The following is an 18,396-nucleotide window of genomic DNA, read 5'->3' as shown; positions in this document are numbered from 1 at the left end:
CTATTTGATTTTTACTTTGTAGACCACCAATGCTTCCGAAGGCACAGATGTGCGCAGGCGGCCTTTCGATAAGGGGATTTCTGCTTCCGCCGGGCTGATCCCCTTCGGAGATTCAAAGGAATTGACGGCTTCCGGGTCATCGCTGCGCAAGGTGTAGCTCATAGCTTTACCGGCTACCTTTGCCCCTTCGAAGTCCAGGTCGATCTCCTGTGCCGATTTTGCGGTATTCACCACTTTAATAATCAGCTCATTGGTGTTTGCATCTTTCACGGCGGAAGCATAAAGATCGGACTGCCCCGTCAATGGACTGTCCTCCTCTGTGATGCTGATCAGATCTGTGCCCCGGTTATTGGAAAACAGCTTCTGTACGTAGTAATTGGCGGTGCCGTAGGACTCCAGGTTGTTGAACCAAATCAGATCCGGTGTCCATTGCCAGCCCTCGGCATGGGCCATCAATGGGGCGTAGGAGGTCATTACCACCACATCCGCGTTGCGCTCCAGGCCGGTCATGAAAGCAGCCTCAGACAGGGCGCAGTTCCAGTTATTCCGGTTGTCCGGACTGGCGATGGCTACACTTTGGGCGGCGTACTCTCCTGCAAAAATTTTAGGGCCGTTGCGGTCATAGCTATCGTAGCGGTTGGCATTTTCCCGGAACCAGTTGGGCGGACGGTAGTAATGCTCATCCACGATTTCTGAATTCAGCTCCGAGAGTTGCTCCATACCGTACTCAAAGTGCTCTCCGTCCGGGAAAGGGCCACTGCCGGAAATGATGATGATCTCGGGGTACTTTGCCTTGATGGCTTTTTCAAAAACCTTGAAACGCTTAATGTATTCAGGGCCCCACTGCTCATTGCCAATACCGATGTATTTCATATTGAAAGGCTCAGGATGCCCCATATCGCTTCTAAGCTTCCCCCAGTCTGTTGATACATCACCGTTGGCAAACTCGATCAGGTCCAGGGCATCCTGTACGTAGGGGTCCAGCTGATCCATGGGCACCAGCTCGGCGGTATTGAACTGGCAAGCCATCCCACAACTCAGGATCGGCATGGGCGCTGCGCCCATATCTTCGGCCAACTGAAAGTATTCAAAGAAGCCCAGCCCAAAACTTTGGAAGTAGTCCGGTGTGGGGCGGTGGGCAAACTCGGTATTCCAGCGGTTGACAAGGATCTCCCGGTCTTCAATAGGGCCTACTGTCTTTTTCCACTGATAGCGGCGCGCCAGGGTCCGGCCTTCCACAATGCAGCCGCCGGGAAAGCGCAGGAAGCCGGGGTCAAGATCGTTCAGAAGTTGCACCAGATCCTTACGCAGGCCTTTCTCCCGGCCCATCCAGGTGTCTTTAGGGAAAAGAGACACCATGTCGAGGTGGACGATGCCGGCTCCTTGGAAGGTGAGCTTAAGCTTCGCCTTTTCCGATGTGGCTTTGGCCTTAATGGAAGCCTCATACACCTTCCAGTCGGTTCCGGACAGGTCCACCGTAGTGCTGCCAATCGCTTTATCGCTTTCGTCAATGAGTGTGAAGACCACCTGGGACACCTCTCCTTCGCCCTTGGCTCCTTCAAAGGACAACAGGTACTCCGCTCCGGACTCAACACCCATGCCCCGGAAACCTTCGTTGATCAGCTCATACCCTTCAGGCTTATTGACCAGCACCTGAATATAGGTCTGATCAGCCGGGGATTCTTTCGACTTGATAGCTGTCGCGAATCCCGATTCCAGGTTCATGGAGTGTCGGTCGCTGTTGGGCTGCTGCCATCCCATCATGGGATCCACAAACTCGAAGCCCCGGTTTTTCACCATTTCGGCGTACAAACCGCCGTCCGCTGCGAAGTTGATGTCCTCAAAGAAGATACCGTACATGGTAGGCTGTATGGGCGCTATCGACTCCGAAGCGTTTACGGTGAGGGCCCGGGTCTGCGCGGCAGTCTGCTGAATAGCGACACCCAGCAGCATCAGCAATTGAAATCCAATTCGTCGCATTAATCTTTTGCTCATCTTATTTCCGGTTTAGGCAGCCATACCTTCATCTTGCCAATGCCCCGGTTGGACCAGGCGTAGTAAGGTATAGCGGTTAGTTGGTTGTTGGTTATGGTATTGACGCCCCCCAGCAGCTCAGGCTGCCAGCGCACTTCGAAGGTGTCGTCAGGGGCAATACTTAGATTTTCAAAAACATTAGGGTTATCGAAAGACTCTACGGCATAGACAATAGGACCGTACTCCAGCGCCAGCTTACCGAGGTTGGCTTCCACCCGTTCATCTGTACGCACTTTTCGGACTGTGGTGGGTAGCTCCAACTCAAGTGTAGCGCCCTTGCTCCAGTCACGGGTTAACAGGATGTAGCCCTCTGCAACTTCCAGCGCTACTGGTTCACCATCGATTTTCAGGGTGGGCTCAGCACGCTCATGCGCCTGATACTGGTACAGCCCGCCCGGAGCGACTTCATTTCTTGCCCAGGAGGGAATGCGCAGCTTCAGCATTACCGGGTTGGGCGCTTCGGTGGAAACCGTCAGGCGTACTTTACCTGACCAGGGATAATTCGTCTCTTGTTTGATCTTTAAGGTATTGCTGGAGAGCTCCACTGTAGCCTCGCTCCCTGCATACAGATTCACCAGGAGGGTGTCTTCTGTCTTGGAATACAGCAGCCCCGCCACCGCAGGGATAAACCGGATCATATTCGTTGGGCAGCAGGAGCAATCGAACCAGCCCTGCCGGGTACAGGCACCCCGGTTGAATTCGTACTTCCCATCCGCTTCCAGGGCATTGGGGTAAAAAAAGTGGGTGCCATCCAGGGAAAGCCCGGCGATAAGCCCGTTGTAGAGCGTGCGCTCTATGATATCGTAGTACTTAACGTCCCCGTACTGCCGGTGCAAGCGGTGATTCCAGTACACACTACCGATGGCAGCGCAGGTTTCGCTGTAGGCCGTCAGGTTGGGTAATTCGTAATTGTCGCCAAAAGACTCGCCATCGTGCCGGGCGCCGATGCCGCCGGTGAGGTACATTTTCTTACCCACCATATTCTCCCAGAGCTGCTGTACGGCCTGATCATAGGCGGAGTCGCGCATCAGCACCGCGATATCTGTCATGGCCGCGTACATGTACACTGCCCGGACGGCATGCCCCACCACTTCCTTCTGCTCCACTACAGGCAGATGGTCCTGAGCGTAAGGCCCGAAGAGCTCATGGTTGTCCGGATTGCCCCGGTTGTCGAGGAAGTATTTGGCGAGGTGGAGGTATTTTTCTTCTCCACTAGCCATATACAGTTTGATGAGCCCGGTTTCGATGATTTGATGCCCGGGCACGGTGCTAATCTGCCCTTCGCCATCCCCGAAGGTCTTTACCAAAAGGTCGGCATTTTTCAGGGCAATATTCAGGAAGTTGGTTTTGCCAGTGGCGATGTAGTGCGTGTAAGCGGCTTCGTATAAATGCCCCGGATTGTACATTTCGTGGCTGGCCTCGAGGGATTCCCAGCGCTTGCCTTCTATCACCTTTACCCAGGGGGCTGGTGGTTTGGCCGGGTCAATGGTCCGCCAGGTGGTCAGGTAGCCATCTGCTTCCTGCCCCACGGCAATGATGTCAATCAGGGTATCCAGGGTGCGCTCCAGTTCCGGATTAGGTGCACTGATCAGGGAATTAGAGGCGCCCTCAATGATTTTGTACAAATCCGTATCATCAAATGGCATGGCCCCGCGGGTGGCTCCTTCCAGCTTTCCGCCGGCAATCAGGAAGTTTTCCATGCGGCCTTCTTCTTCGCACTTGTCCAGGGCGTAGGCAATGGTTTGCTCCTGTACCCTTTTGATGATGGGCAGCCAGAAGTCGTCCGTCATGCGTACATGCTGTATGTCCACCGGAGCAATCCGATAACCCGCGTATTTGGAAACTTCAGCTTCCACCTGTGTTTCCTGTGTGCTGCAACTGAATACAAAACAGGATAGGATAGCCAGATATAATGTGTGCTTCATTTTGCTTCTAATTCAGTCTTCTGACATAGGGCCAGCCATCATCTGACCATCGGATTTTCTTAACCATGAGCTTAGGACGGCCCTCGTCTTTGGCGTCATAAGCGTGCATGAACATGTAGTCTTCCTCCTTAAAATGGTAAACACTACAGTGCCCTGCGCCGTACCAGTTTTCATTGCCTTCCACCACCAGGCTGCCCCCACCGTGGAAGAGGTTTTTGCCCTCCCGGTCGAAGTAGGGGCCTTCTACGTTTTTGGAGCGGCCCACGACCACCTTGTAGGTACTGTTGGCGCCACGGCAGCACAGGTCCCAGGAAAGGAACTGATAGTACCAGCCGTCTTTCTTGAAGATAAATGGCGCTTCCAGAGCGGCGTCACCCGGGTTTTTGTCACTCAGCTCAAAGCTGCGCTCCCGGCGGGCGATGGTATGCCATTCCTGTGGTTCGGCGATTTCGAGCAGGGAAGGGGCCATCCTGACCAGTTTCAGCCCGTCCCAGAAGGAGCCAAAGGACATCCACGGCACGCCTTCGTCATCAAAGACGATGTTTGGGTCGATGGCATTCCAGAGGTCCCGGTTGGGATGGGACTGTATGACGATGCCGTGGTCGGTCCAGCCATAGCCCTCGTCGTCCGGGTCCAGGGATTTCGTAGTCGCCACGCCAATGGCGGAGGTATTTTTGGCGAAAGCCGAAACCGAGTAGTAGATGTAGTACTGCCCGTTGTGGAAAAGGATGTCAGGCGCCCAGATGTGATTGCGGAACTCCGGAACCACTTCGTCCGTCCAGGCTGGCTTTTCCGGGAATACCGGATCTGCTTCCTCCCAGTTTTCCAAATCGGTGGAGGTAAAATGGGCAATGCCCATGCCGGTACAAAAAAGGTGATAAAGCCCGTTGGCTTCGATTACCACCGGGTCATGCACCCGGATGTCGATAGCCTGAGCCAGACTCCGGGAGGGCAACAGCCCTATCATCAATATTGCTATGCTATAGGTTAAATGCTTCATTTTTGAATGCCTTCTGATGTCATAATAATGCGCTTCATCGTGCCGTCTTCGTTGTAGTACAGGCGGTCAATACAGACCGAACGGCGGAAACTGCCGCCCATAGGCTGGATGCCGCCGGTATGGTAGATGTAGTAAGGCACGCCTTTGTACTCGATAATGGCCTGATGGTTGGTATTGCAGTTGCCGGCCAGTTCATTCAGGATACCCTTGTACTCCCAGGGGCCTTCGATGGATTTGGACATGGCGTAAGCCGTCTTTTCCGGGAACTGATAGGCGTAGGAAAGGTAATACCAGTCTCCCCGCTTGTGAATCCAGGGCGCTTCCGTGAAGTGGGGCAAGCCTTCCACTACTTTGATCTCACCATCCAGCTCGATCATGTTTTCCTTTAGCTTCGCGTAGTAGCAGACAGTATTGCCCCAGAAGAGGTAGGCCTGGCCATCATCATCAATAAAAACAGTAGGATCGATGTCATCCCAGCCAATATCCGTTGCTTTGGTCATATCATTGGTGACCAAGGCATTACCGAGGGCATCTTTAAAGGGTCCAACCGGGCTGTCTGCTACCGCTACGCCGATGGCTTTGCCGGGAATGGTAGCATGCTCAACCGTAACGTACCAGTAAAACCTGCCCTCCTTTTCGATGACTTCCGCTGCCCAGGCATCACTTTTTGCCCAGGAGAAATCAGCGACTTTAAGCGGCACCTGGTGCTCCTTCCAATCGACCATATTGGTGGAAGAGAAGACCAGCCATTCGTTCATTTTGTAGAAGTGGTAGTCTTGTTCGGCTTCATCGTGCCCGGTATACAGGTAGACCGTATCGTTATGCACGATGGCCGCCGGATCTGCGGTGAATTTGTGCGTAATCACCGGGTTGTTCATCTTGAGCGGGGAGGTGGCTTCGTCCGGCCCCTGGGCATGTAGGGCACTATGGGCTAGGCACACCAGCCCCAGCGTAATTACAAGATGATATAGGGAATGTATTTTCATTTGCGCTTTGCTTTTTGCTTTACCGAATACTTTCCACCCCTTCATCCGTTTGGACGATGGGCGCTATGGTCCCGTTGTCCCGGTAGAACAGGCTGTCTATGCAGACCGAACGCCGATAGTCTCCACCAGAAGGCAAGCTGCCATTGTGATAGATGAAGTAAGACTGGCCTTCGTACTCGATAATGGTCTGATGGTTCGTGGAGCTGTTCTCCACATAATCGTTAATGATGCCCTGGTATTTCCAGGTGCCAGTGAGGCTATCCGCTGTTGCGTAGGCAATTCTCTCCGGCCACTCCGCAGCGTAGGTCAAATAATACTGATCGTCTTTTTTGTGAATGTGGGGCGCTTCCGTGAAATTGACCAACCCTTCTACCTCGTGGATTTCACCGTCCAGCTCGATCATATTGTCTTTGAGCTTTGCATAGTAGCAAGCCGTATTGCCCCAGAAGATATAAGCCTGCCCATCGTCATCGATGTACACGGCAGGGTCGATATCATCCCAGTAGCTGTCTATCGCTGTGGTCATATCGTTGGTAATCAAGGCATCCCCGCGTGCATCCGAAAAAGGCCCGGTCGGGCTATCTGATACCGCCACGCCAATGGCTTTGCCGGGGACCGTGCGGTGCTCTACTGATACGTACCAGTAAAACTTTCCGTCCCGCTCTACTGTATGAGCAGCCCAGGCATCCCGGAGTGCCCAGGAAAAATCGCTTACCGCGAGAGCCGGGCCATGGTCTGTCCAGTCTTCCAGGTTGGTAGACGAGAAAACGAGCCAGTCCTTCATCAAATAGCCTTCGGTTCCAATTTCCTGCTCATCATGACCAGTATAGAGGTAGACGGTCCCGTCATGAACCATAGCAGCCGGGTCTGCGGTAAACTTATCTTTGATAATAGGATTGTGATGCACAATGGAGCTGACCGGTGACTCAATGACCGGTACCTCATCATCCTCTCGCTGACAGGCTAAAGCCAGCCCTACGATCAACAACGTCCAATACACTTCACTTAACTTCATCAATCTTTACTTTGCTGTGATTACAATAACTGAGAAAGGAGGAATCTCCAGGGAGAGGGTACCGCCCTTCAGCTGTATTTTCTTAAAACTTTCCGGATGTACCTTGTCGGGGTTATCGAAGGAGTTGTGGTCCTGCAACTTGTCAGCAGACAGGATTTCACCCGATACTTTGGACAGGTCAAGCCCGCTTACATCCAGCTGGATCTCATGCGCTTTTTCTGAATCGATATTGACCAGGGAGAAATGGGTATTTCCTGCTGCATCCCGTGAAGCGGAGGCGGAAATCGCGGGCAGGGACTTGTCCTCATGCGTATACTCCGGAGACTCGAAGGACAGCGGGATCAGCGTAGCATCCTGATGGACCTTGTACATCCGCATCACGTGATACGTCGGCGTAAGGATCATTTTTTCCTCATCGGTCAGGATGACCGCCTGCAGTACGTTCACGGCTTGTGCCAGGTTAGCCATTTTGACCCGGTCGGCGTGGTTGTTGAAGATGTTCAGCGTAGTACCTGCGATCATCGCGTCACGCATGGTGTTCTGCTGATACAGGAAGCCAGGATTGGTGCCCGGTTCCGGGTCGTACCATCCGCCCCATTCGTCCACAAACAAGGCCACTTTCTGCTCCGGATCGTGCTTGTCCATGATCGCGGTGTGCTTCTGAATGAGCTCTTCCATCATCAGCGCCCGCTCCATGATGGTGAAGTACTGGCCTTCGGAAAACTCAGTGGAAGGCCCTTTGTTGCCCCAGTCAATGACCGAGTAATGGTGCAGCGCCATGGCTTCGATGAGGTTTTTGGGGATGTTCTTCATCAGCACCTCTGTCCAGTTGTAGTCGCTGCTGCTTGCGCCGGAAGCGACCCGCACCAGGCCATCAGAATTGCGCCAGTCGGTTGTAAAGGTGGCGTAGCGCCGGTAGACATCCGAGTAGTATTCCGGTGTCATATTACCACCGCAGCCCCAGGCTTCGTTGCCAATCCCCCAGTAAGTCACTTTCCAGGGCTCCTCGCGGCCATACTCTTCTCTGAGTTCCGGCATGGGGCTTGTACCCGCCGGATGATTGGTGTACTTGATCCAGTCCGCCAGCTCCTGGGGGGTGCCGCTGCCAACGTTTGCCGACAGGTAAGGCTCTGTGCCCAGCAGCTCGCACATGTTGAGGAACTCATGGGTGCCAAAGCTGTTGTCCTCCCGGACGTTCCCCCACCAGATGTTGAGGATGGATGGGCGCTCTTCCTTCGGGCCAATACCGTCCTTCCAGTGGTAAGTATCGGCGAAGCAACCGCCTGGCCAGCGCAGGTTCGGTATCGACAACTCCCTGAGCGCTTCTACCACGTCCATGCGGACCCCGGCGGTGTTCGGGATATCGCTATCTTCTCCTACGTAAAAGCCACCGTAGATACACCGGCCCAGATGCTCGGCAAAGTGGCCATAGATATGCTTGCTAATCTGTGGTGCATCCTCCTGTGGTTCGACCTTAATGGCCACAGCCTGAGCGTTGCTGATATTCGCCATCAGCAAGAATCCTCCAACTGCAAGCGCAATGAATTTGCTCATCATGATTTTTCTTTTAAGGGAGTTATGTTGTTTATTGCAATTTTTTGCCCCAAACGGTAATATTCTGGTCATTCAGGCCCGTGAACAGCACGGTTTCCGGTACTTCATTTTCCCAGTCCCGGCCTCTTTCCACCCGCACCCTTGCTGTGGTGCCGTTGTCATAAGCCAGGTTTAGCCAGGGGCTGCTGTAAGACCAGGTGCCGCCGGTGCTTCCGCTTATCGTGCCGCCTTCCTCCAGTGTGATGGGTTCTGAATCGATATAATTCGGGGAAAGCTGTTCTTCGGCAAAGCCAGGCACGATTTGGTATTCGTACGTAATCTGATCCCAGTTGCCAATCAGCTCCGCCTCTTCCACTGCGGTTTCTTCTTCGGTAGCATAGCGCTGACAGCTCACGAGGGGCCAGCCATCTTCGGTCCAGAACAACTGCCGGACATGCATCACCATAAAGAATGGATTGACGCCCGGGCGTCCCTGATGCCCCATGTAAAAACGGCCATCCTTTTCAAAAACGCCGGGGTGGGAGACGCCCTGCCAGCCGCTATGCCCTTCGAAGCGGTAAGGGGCCAGAATCATGGGCTCATCGTCAGCCAGCTCATTCATGTTTTTGCCCTCAATATCGAAGAAGGGGCCCGTTGGGCTATCCGACCTTCCCACGCGCACATTGTACTTGGTCTCCAGCCAGTCGTAGGCAATGAACATGTAGTACTGATCAAATTCCGGATTGTAGATGATTTCCGGGGCTTCGATATTTCCGTTAATGGTGTTGCCGGTAAAGCCGCGATGGGCTATACGCACCCCTTTGTCGTTTGGGTTCTGAGACAGCCCGGTTGTCGGGTTCAGTTGTACCCTGTAAATGGCATCCCAGGAAGAACCATAGTACATCCAGTGCTCTCCGTTGTCGGTGACGATGACCGTGGGGTCAATCGCATTAGTGTGGGTAGAGCCGTCATTCTGGGACGTGACCACCAACCCCTGCTCCACAAACGGCCCGCGGGGGTCGTCAGATGTCGCCAGCCCGATTGCGCTTAGGCGGGGGACGTTGGATGCCAGGGAGTAGTAAAGGCGATATTCACCATTAACCTTCATAATGTAAGGTGCCCAAAGCCCGGGATTGGGTTCTCCGCCGTTTTGACGAATGTAATTGCCTCCCTGCGATGGGATGCCGGGGAAAGCCCAGCCTACAAACTCCCATTCCACCAGGTTGATGCTCCGTCTGATTTGTATACCGGCCCTGATTTCGTGCCCGAATGCCACATCGGTATTGTAGCAGTAGGTGAATTCATCATCCACGACGTAGGAAGGATCGTGCACGTTGTAATGCCTCCACTGATCGGTCATTGCGGGCGTTGCGACACCGGCATACGTGTCGGAGAAGTTGGAAAAATCTACCGGGCCATCATCAAGTGTGGTGGTATCTCCGGTATTGGTGCTTGGTTCCGGCTCAATAATGGGCGTAGGCATATCGTCATCTTTGCACCCCATAAGGGTCGAAAAGGCAACGACAGCCGCCAGAAATAAAATCTTGTTGTGGTTAAGCGATAGTCTCATAATGCTATAATTCGGCTTTTAATGCTAAAATATTCAGTGTTCTGGTTGGCTTTCCGTTGCGATCGTAAAAGGCCATCTCTTTGGCTTGCGGTGAAAGGCGCAGGCTGCGGGTGGATTGTGAAAGGTAGCCACCACCAAAATGGCATTCGATTTTCTGTTGCTGACCGCCCTCATAGGTTAACAGGGCGCTGACTTCTCCCGGCTCAAAGGCCAAAAGTTTCTGGCCGGATCGTGGCAATGCATATGCCCTCGCAGCACCGCCGTTGGTACTCACCAGCAGGGCCATTTCACCATCGGCTTTTCTGAGAGTTACTGCCGCGCGTTGATCTCCGCTAATTTGGAGGCCGGATGCTTCGCTGCTAAGCGGGTGGAACCTGAGCCCTCCTTCATTGCGCAGGACTAAGCCCATGAGCGCATCGTACCGCCCGGTTACGACTTCTGTGTTGTATTCATTGCCGGTCAAAATGATATCCGGGTCACCATCCAGGTCCAGGTCCTCGCAGACAATCCCTTTAACAGGTGCGGCCTGCGCCAACTGTGGAAGCGGGTGCAGTTTAAATTGCCCGGTGCCGAGGTTTTCGAGTAAGACAGTAGCTTGTATATCGCATTGCAGCGTTTGCATCTCCCCTGCCTCCAGGATATTTAGAATGTCTGAGGTAGTCGATTGGGCAAAATCTTTATACCGCAGCACTTTTTTCTTCAGTACTGGCATTTGTGCCGTAAGCAGGTCCAGAGAAGCCAACGGATAGTATTCGCCTTCCTCGTAGATGGAGAAAACCGGATCGGTGGCCCCGTTTTGATCAAAATCAGCGTAGTGGAGCTTTAGGGGGTGCTCTGGTGTTGCTTTGAAGGGCGTATTTTGCCCGATGTTGCCTGCTACATAATCCATATCTCCATCCCTATCAAAATCGCCGGATGTGATGCTGTTCCACATACCGGCAGACTGGGCGAGCCCGGCCTGATCTGTAATATCCGTAAGACCAGCTCCTGTATTTTGGTAGACGCTGATTTTCATGAGTTCACCCACTACGATCAGATCGGGTTGGTGGTCGTTATTGAAGTCGGTCCAAAGGGCAGCAGTGACCATTCCAACTGTTTGCAGGGACGGGCAAATCTCCTTGGTTACCTCCGTAAAGGTGCCTCCGTTATTTTGAAGCAGATAGCTTTGCGGGGCCTTGGGGTATTGCCCCGGTACAACCCGCCCACCAACAAACAGGTCAATATCCCCATCGGCATCGAAATCACTCCCGGCAACGGCAGCAGTGCTGCTCAGCATCTCAGGCAGGCGGCCTGTACTCAGGGTAAAATGCCCAAGCCCGTCATTGAGGTAAAGGCGGTCCTGGTAATGGATATGATGGGCATAACGCTCGGAACCACCAGAGGCAGCGTAAAGATCTAAGTCCTGATCTCCATCGGCGTCAAAAAGCAGTAGGCCAAGGTCTTCGTAGTTCTTAGTGGGCAATGCAAGTGCCGTGAAACTGCCATCGGTGTTCTGCAGCATGACTTGCGCATCGTGCCCGTAGGCGCCACCCATCACTACGTCGTCCAGCCCATCGCCATTGACATCCCCAACAGCCATGCCTGGCCCCTGATGGGTAAAGCCATGCTGCAATAAGGGCTGCACCTTGAAGTCATTGGCATAATCCGGTTCCTGATGCTGCAAGGGTATTGCACCGCCTGCTTTCAGCAGAGGCGCTTTTCGGGAAGAGGAGGCTGTTACCACTTCCACCGCTGTCTGATATGGGGCACGAATGCGTTGATTCGTAACCGTTGACAGGAGGGTGCTTTTTTTGCCATCTGGCCAGGCCACCGTCAGGCTGTCCACTTTTTCAATCGGCCCCAGCCCAAAGTGCAGGACATCCGTTACCGTACTTTGAAAGCCGCTTACCGGTTGCTGTAATCGGGTAAACACCTGTTCGCTCGCATAAACTTTTACCGTTGCGCCTATGCCTTTTTCGTTGCCTTCGGGCCCGGATAGCAGCACTTGCAGGTAGCGTCCGGCAGCGGTATCCCGCTCCATGAGCGTATTGCGGTAGATAAAGGCTGCCTGGTCAATATTATTGATGATCAGGTCCAGGTCGCCGTCCTGGTCCAGGTCTGCGTAGGCGGCGCCGTTGGAAATGGTGGGCGCTTCGAAGCCCCAGTCTTTTATTTTGTTGGCGAAGGTATGATCGCCATTATTCTTGTAGGCGTAGTTGGGCTGCGAGATGGCGGGCTGCTCTTCCAGGCTTTTCAATACCCGTTGTTCCACTTCATCCGGGCTGGAAAAGGGCGCCGCAGCATTTTTTCTGAATTTCACAAAATCGAGGTCTGTGATGTCTTTGCCATAACCGTTGGTGACGAAGAGGTCCTGAAAGCCATCATTGTCCAAATCCGCGATCAGGGGTGCCCAGCTCCAGTCCGTGCGGTCTACGCCTGCCAATTGCCCGATCTCGGCATACTGTCCCTGCCCGTTGGACAGGTGGAGCATGTTGCGCATGTACTGATGCCCGTAACCGTACTGCAGGGCACGCTGGAATTTGTCATACTGGCTGGGGCCAAACATTAACTTGCGGCGGTAATAACTTTCGGGCAGCATATCAAGCGTGAAAAGATCGAGGTAGCCATCGTTATTGATGTCCCCTACGCTGTTGCCCATTGAGAAGTGGCTGGTGTGGCCAAAGTATGCCTCCGCTGCCTCGGTGAAGGTCCCATCCTGATTATTGAGGTAAAGCAGATCGCGGGAGAGGTAGTCGTTCCCCACGTAAATATCCGGCCAGCCATCGGCATTCGCATCGAGTAGACTGGCACCCAGCCCAAAGCCCTCAATCGTGATGCCTGCCTCGCGGGAGACGTTGGTGTATACGGCATGCCCCAAAGCCGGATCAAAATCATTGCGGTACAGCCGGTCGGTATTGCGGCCCGAACCATTGGTCAGCATGGGCCGGATGGTCACGGCTGATTTCTCAAAGCCGCCCCCGTTGAGCAAGTACACATCCAGGTCGCCATCGCGATCGTAATCGAAAAAAACCGCTTGGTTGGACTGGCTGGGATCGGCAAGCCCATAAGCTTCAGCGGCTTCTAAAAAGGTATTATCCCCTTGGTTGATGTACAACCGGTTGGGGTAAATGCTTTCATTGATTGGCCCGCCCACACAAATGTACAGGTCATCCAGCCCATCGCTATTGATATCTACCACGGATACACCGGTGCACCAGAGCCCTTCTGTGTTTAGCCCTGAGGCATCGGTGAGGTCTTCAAATTCGAAGTTGCCTTTGTTGAGGTAGATCCGGCTTTTGACCTGATTGCCGGTGAAGACCAGATCGGGCAGCCCGTTTTGGTCAAAGTCGCCAACCCCTACCCCACCTCCGTTGTAGAGGTATTCGAAGTCCATCAGGTTGAACGTGTCATCCGGCACGATGGTGTTTTCGAAGTCGATGCCGGTCTGTGCAGCATCAAGCACCTGGAACAGCGCTCCGGTGCCCTGCTGACCGCTTTGGCAGCCGCACAAGCCCAGCAAAAGGGCAACGCCCCCCAGTATGTTGATCTTGTGAATGGACATCATTTTTCGTTCCAGATTGAGAAAAGTAAGGGCAGGCTGGTAAATCAAATTTACTGAACCCGCCCTCACTTCTTTACAATGAAAAGCTTTACACCTTTAGCTCAGCTGCCTTAGTTAGCTGAGTTACCCACCAAATTGGGGTTGCGGTCCAGTTCGGTTTGAGCAATTGGCAAGACCTTGCGGCCTACCGCATAAGTATTGAACTCAAAGTCGTGTGACTGCAGCTCCGCCAGTTCAGCAGAATCGTCCAGCTTGCCCCAGCGCAGGATATCCCACCAGCGGTGGCCTTCGATAGCCAGCTCCATGATGCGCTCGTGCTCCAGCTGATCCATGAAGTCGTCGAGAGACAGGGCTGCAAATTCAGCTTCCCGGTCGGGCAGGTTGGCACGGTTGCGCACTTGCTGTACGTAACCTGCTGCACCTGCTACATCGCCGGTATTCGCCAGACACTCCGCATACATCAGCAGTACGTCTGCATAACGGATGATGTGGTAGTCGAATCCGGAAGCGAACGCATCCGAGCCGGTCGCGGCATTGGTATACTTCTTGATGAAGAAGTCGGTTTCTGTGTAGCCTCTTTCAAACCAGTCCACACCGTATGCGGTCGTATAACCTTCATCCGGCTCATAAGACAGGATGGTGGCATGGTAACGGGGGTCCAAAGTGCCGTCTACCGTTAGCTCTTCCCGCATTTCATTGTACAGGAATTCCGTAGCGTAGAAGTCGTAGAAATCACCTTGTGAGTACGTAGGCGTAATGGCCAGGAACTGACGCCAGTTCACGTTAGGATCACCGCCCCAGTTGAACTCAGCAGCGGTGCTCGTGGTGAAGTCCGCCCAGAAGATTTTGCCTGGATTGCTGTTTTCCAAACCTGGGTCCTGAGTGAACAGATCGAAATAGTTATCGCCCAGGGCGTACTCATTAGAGTTGATAACGGCCTCGAAGTAACGGCCGGCCTCTGAGTAGTTGCCTTCGAAGAGGAACACCTTGCCGAGCAGAGACTGCGCAGCACCCTGAGTAGCACGGCCGAACTGCCCCTGATCCGGACCTTCAACGCTGTTGTAGTTGAGCGGCAGCAAACCGATAGCGGTTTCCAGGTCTGATTTCACCTGGCTGTAGACCATATCACGAGTCACCCCTTCATTGCTGGGGTAGTAAGAATCGCCCCCCTTAGGCGTTTCGAGGATGAGCGGTACATTTTCATGCACGTTGGTCAGGTTGAAGTACGCCAGCGCACGGAGGAAGTAAGCCTGGCCTAACAGCCGGTTGCGAAGCCCCTCATCCATTTCAATATTGGGGATGTTCTCCAGTGCCTGGTTCGCCCGGGACACCATAATGTAGTGGCCTGCCCAAAAAATCTCAAGGGCGGCATCCGTACCGGGAACGGTGAAGTTGCTCAGGCCGGTCAGGAAAACCCACGGGCTGCGGCAGGAGAGTTCATCACTCCGTCCATCGTTGTACACCGGCGTTATCCGCTGGTACATACCATCAATGATGAGTGCATTGTAGATGGCATCCACGGCAGCGACTGCCTGATCGGCATTTTCGTAAAAAGATTCGTTTGAAAGACGGTTAGGATCAACAATGTCCAATTCGTCGTGGCAGGCATTGATTCCGAAAAGGAAACAAACCATCAAGCCTATTTTAAAGTGCTTAAGTTTCATTGCTTAAAATTTTATTTGAAGTCCAACCATAGTTGTCGTCGGGCGTGGGAAAGTACCAAAGTCAAACCCAGGGTTCAGGATACCCGCCTGGAAGTCAGGATTGTACCCTTCATAAGCAGAGAAGACATGTACGTTCTGCATGGTCACGTAAAGCCGTGCGCTCTGCATTTTCACCCGCTCCAGTACCGACTGACCAAAGCTATAGCCTAAAGAAATGGTATTCAAACGGAAGTAAGACCCATCTTGCAGCCAGCCTGGGCGGTCTGAGTCCCGCTGATTGTTGTTCGGGTCATTCAGGACCACGCGTGGCACATCCGTGTTTGTGTTGGAAGGTGTCCAGCGGTTCAGGATGTCCTCGTGCCAGTTGGTATAGCCGGAAGTGACCATCAAGCCCCGGTAGAGATTGCTGTTGATGAGGTTGCCGCCGCTACCCTGACCAAAGATTGTGAAGTCGAAGTTTTTGTAATTCGCAACGATATTCATGCCATAGTAGTAAGTCGGCATACCCTGTCCAAGATACTGCCGGTCAGCGTCATCGATGATGCCATCCTCGTTCAGGTCTACAAACCGGATATCACCAGGTGCGGTGTTATCGTTTTGGAAAGCATGAGACTCTACTTCCCCCTGGGTCTGGAAGATACCATCATAAACCCAGCCGTAGTGCTCTCCCACTGCACGTCCTACTTCGGTTCTTGCGCCGGTTCCGGAAAGGAAGTCCAGCGTACCGATATCGAGCACCTCGTTTCTCAGGGTGTAGAAGTTAGGTGAAATGTTGAAGACCACATCGCCAATACGCGGGCGCCAGGTAGCCGAAAATTCAACCCCGGAGTTCTGAATAGAGCCGGCGTTGGTCGTCAGTCCTGCCAAAGAGCCATTGGACAGTGGAATAGGCAGGTCGATCAGCACGTCATCAGAGGTATTGGAGTAGTACTCTGCTGTAAATTCCAGCTTGCCATCCATGATTTCCAGGTCAAGCCCGATATTACGTGTGGTACGAGTCTCCCAGGTAATGGAAGGGTCAACCAGAATAGTCGTCGCAGCACCCAGTGTACGCCCGGTGGCGAACTCATACGGGATCGCCCGGTTGATGGTAGCCTGATAACGGAAGTTACCGATTTCCTGGTTGCCCAGCTGACCATAACCACCGCGAAGCTTCAGGCCGGAAATGGCTTGTGGCAACTCAAAGGTATTGTGCAGCTTCCAGCCCAATCCAACAGATGGGAACAGCGCGAAGCGGTTTTCTTCGCGAAAGCGGGAAGAACCATCGTAGCGCAGGTTCAAGGTCAGGAGGTAGGTGTCGTCAAAGGAATAATTGACCCGGCCAAGGTAAGAAACCAGGGAAGCCGGCTGCTGATTGTCAATCACGCTAAAAGTAGAGGCATTGGCCAGGCTCAGGATGTAAGGTTTCTCCAGGCCGGAGCCTACTGCAGATACCTGACGGAAGTCAAAGTTCTGGAAACTCTGACCAGCCAAAAGCTTCAGGTCGTGCTTGCCAAACTTGCGCTCGTACTTCAAGGTGTTTTCCACCAGGAAAGAACGGGAAGAACGGTCGCCCACCTGCAACTCCGCAATGGGGCGCGGGAAGAAGTACCCCAGATCGTACTGAGGTGCGAAAAGCTGGTCGGTAATATCAGAGTTGTCGTACTGCAGGTTCAGCTTGTAGGTCAGGCCTTCCGCGATCGTCAGCTCACCGTAGGCGTTCGCCAAAAGGCGGTTGACCTGAGTGGAGTTGTTGACCAGGGTATTGAAACCCGGTACGTTCAGGGTAATGGACTGATGGATGACCGCATCGGCACCACCGAAGCCACCTTCCCGGTTGGGGTCAAGCAGCGGGATGGTTGGTGCAGCCTGCAGCAGGTCGTTGACCAGAGTCGGGCGCCCTCCTGGCAGGAACAAAGTGAATACACCATTGTAAAACAAGGGGTTTTCGTCAGAACGCATCAGGTAAACATTCTCCCCGAACTTCAGGCGTCCGATCTCCGTCTGCGAGTTGACCCGCATGGAATAGCGCCGGTAATCCGGGCCGCTCCCCACCAGTGTACCTCTGTTGTCCATGTAGTCCATAGAAACAAAGTAGTTGGTCCGCTTGGTACCACCGGAGAAATTCAGGTTGTAGTTTTGAATGGAGCCATCCTTATAACCCTCGTCCTGCCAGTTGGTATTGATGTCGTCAATGTACTGAGGAGAGTTAGGGTCATTACCAGGTACGGGAGCCTGGCCAGCATTAGCCAGCAATTCGGTATTGATGGCCTGATATCCCTGCCGCTCCAGAACTGGAATACGCTGTGGTACCGTCTGCACCCCGTAGTAGCTGGAAAAGTCAATGCTGAACCTTTCGTTTTTGCTGCCTGCCTTAGTGGTGATGATTACTACACCGTTAGCGGCACGGTTACCGTAGATGGCACCCGCGGTTGCATCCTTCAGGACCTGAATAGATTCAATATCATTGGGGTTGATGTCGCGGATACCACCGGAAAGCGGGAAACCATCCACAACATACAGCGGCTCAGCGCTGGCCCCCAGGCCAAACGTACTAACCCCCCTGACGCGGACAGTAGGCGCGGCACCCGGCTGCCCGTCAGAAGTAATAGAAACGCCAGCAACGCGGCCCTGCATCATCTGGGTCACATCGTTGGTGGCTTGCTTTTTCATCTCTTCGGTGTTCACAACGCTTACTGCACCGGTAAGGTCTTCTTTACGCTGCGTGCCGTAACCTACCACCACCACTTCTTCCAGCAGCTCAGCAGACTGCCGCAATACCACATCAATGGTCGTTTGGCTGCCCACTTCGATTTCTACCGTTCTGAAGCCGGTGTAGGAGAAAATCAGCACATCATCCGGCGTTGCATTCAGGCTGTAGCCCCCGTCAAAGTCCGTAATGGTCCCTGTACTCGAGCCCTGAATCACTACATTCACACCGATCAGCGACTCGCCTTCTGCCGATGTGACTTTTCCGTTGATTGTCTTGCTGTTCTGCGCCATTAGGGAGCAGGCGAACAGCAAAAACAAACTGGTGGCAGACACGATACGCTTCAGCGTCGCAGCCCGCTTACCAAGCTTTGGTTTTGCAAAGTATGCTTCCATGAGTTTCATACATTAACTTTATAAGTGTAATTTTTACACTTCCA

At 53.4% G+C, this 18,396-nt stretch carries 10 protein-coding genes; all 10 read right to left on the bottom strand.

The window, feature by feature from the left end:
- The 10 genes from MRY86_RS16730 to MRY86_RS16685 all read right to left on the bottom strand — a co-directional run bounded on the left by MRY86_RS16730 (nucleotide 1) and on the right by MRY86_RS16685 (nucleotide 18,361).
- Nucleotides 1-1,953 carry an alpha-L-arabinofuranosidase C-terminal domain-containing protein gene (locus MRY86_RS16730; protein WP_363325467.1) on the bottom strand — a complete coding sequence of 651 codons (1,953 nt, stop codon included), beginning with the start codon at nucleotides 1,951-1,953 and terminating at the stop codon, nucleotides 1-3.
- A 38-nt stretch (nucleotides 1,954-1,991) separates the two neighbouring features.
- The gene (locus tag MRY86_RS16725; protein ID WP_293570390.1) at nucleotides 1,992-3,959 is read right to left on the bottom strand and encodes a beta-L-arabinofuranosidase domain-containing protein; all 1,968 of its coding nucleotides are present in this window, start codon (nucleotides 3,957-3,959) and stop codon (nucleotides 1,992-1,994) included.
- A gap of 7 nt (nucleotides 3,960-3,966) precedes the next feature.
- Nucleotides 3,967-4,959, bottom strand: coding sequence for an arabinan endo-1,5-alpha-L-arabinosidase (locus MRY86_RS16720; RefSeq protein ID WP_293570389.1), 993 nt, complete (start codon nucleotides 4,957-4,959; stop codon nucleotides 3,967-3,969).
- Nucleotides 4,956-5,945, bottom strand: a complete 990-nt coding sequence (locus tag MRY86_RS16715) for a glycoside hydrolase family 43 protein (protein WP_293570388.1) — start codon at nucleotides 5,943-5,945, stop codon at nucleotides 4,956-4,958. The genes MRY86_RS16720 and MRY86_RS16715 overlap by 4 nt, the downstream gene beginning before the upstream one ends.
- Nucleotides 5,946-5,964: 19 nt before the next feature.
- On the bottom strand, nucleotides 5,965-6,960 hold the full coding sequence (locus MRY86_RS16710) for a glycoside hydrolase family 43 protein (protein WP_293570387.1): 996 nt from the start codon (nucleotides 6,958-6,960) through the stop codon (nucleotides 5,965-5,967).
- Nucleotides 6,961-6,966: 6 nt separating this feature from the next.
- The gene (locus MRY86_RS16705) at nucleotides 6,967-8,517 is read right to left on the bottom strand and encodes an alpha-L-arabinofuranosidase C-terminal domain-containing protein (RefSeq protein ID WP_293570386.1); all 1,551 of its coding nucleotides are present in this window, start codon (nucleotides 8,515-8,517) and stop codon (nucleotides 6,967-6,969) included.
- A 28-nt stretch (nucleotides 8,518-8,545) separates the two neighbouring features.
- On the bottom strand, nucleotides 8,546-10,063 hold the full coding sequence (locus MRY86_RS16700; protein WP_293571667.1) for an arabinan endo-1,5-alpha-L-arabinosidase: 1,518 nt from the start codon (nucleotides 10,061-10,063) through the stop codon (nucleotides 8,546-8,548).
- Nucleotides 10,064-10,067: 4 nt separating this feature from the next.
- The gene (locus MRY86_RS16695; RefSeq protein WP_293571665.1) at nucleotides 10,068-13,607 is read right to left on the bottom strand and encodes a VCBS repeat-containing protein; all 3,540 of its coding nucleotides are present in this window, start codon (nucleotides 13,605-13,607) and stop codon (nucleotides 10,068-10,070) included.
- A 107-nt stretch (nucleotides 13,608-13,714) separates the two neighbouring features.
- Entirely contained in the window at nucleotides 13,715-15,268 is a 1,554-nt protein-coding gene (locus tag MRY86_RS16690) for a RagB/SusD family nutrient uptake outer membrane protein (protein WP_293563313.1), read from the bottom strand.
- 3 nt (nucleotides 15,269-15,271) lie between these two features.
- Nucleotides 15,272-18,361, bottom strand: a complete 3,090-nt coding sequence (locus MRY86_RS16685) for a TonB-dependent receptor (RefSeq protein ID WP_293563314.1) — start codon at nucleotides 18,359-18,361, stop codon at nucleotides 15,272-15,274.
- Nucleotides 18,362-18,396: the final 35 nt, after the last annotated feature.

This window comes from Phaeodactylibacter sp. (assembly GCF_022763345.1).
GTDB lineage: Bacteria > Bacteroidota > Bacteroidia > Chitinophagales > Saprospiraceae > Phaeodactylibacter.
This window is presented reverse-complemented; position numbering and strand designations above follow the sequence as displayed.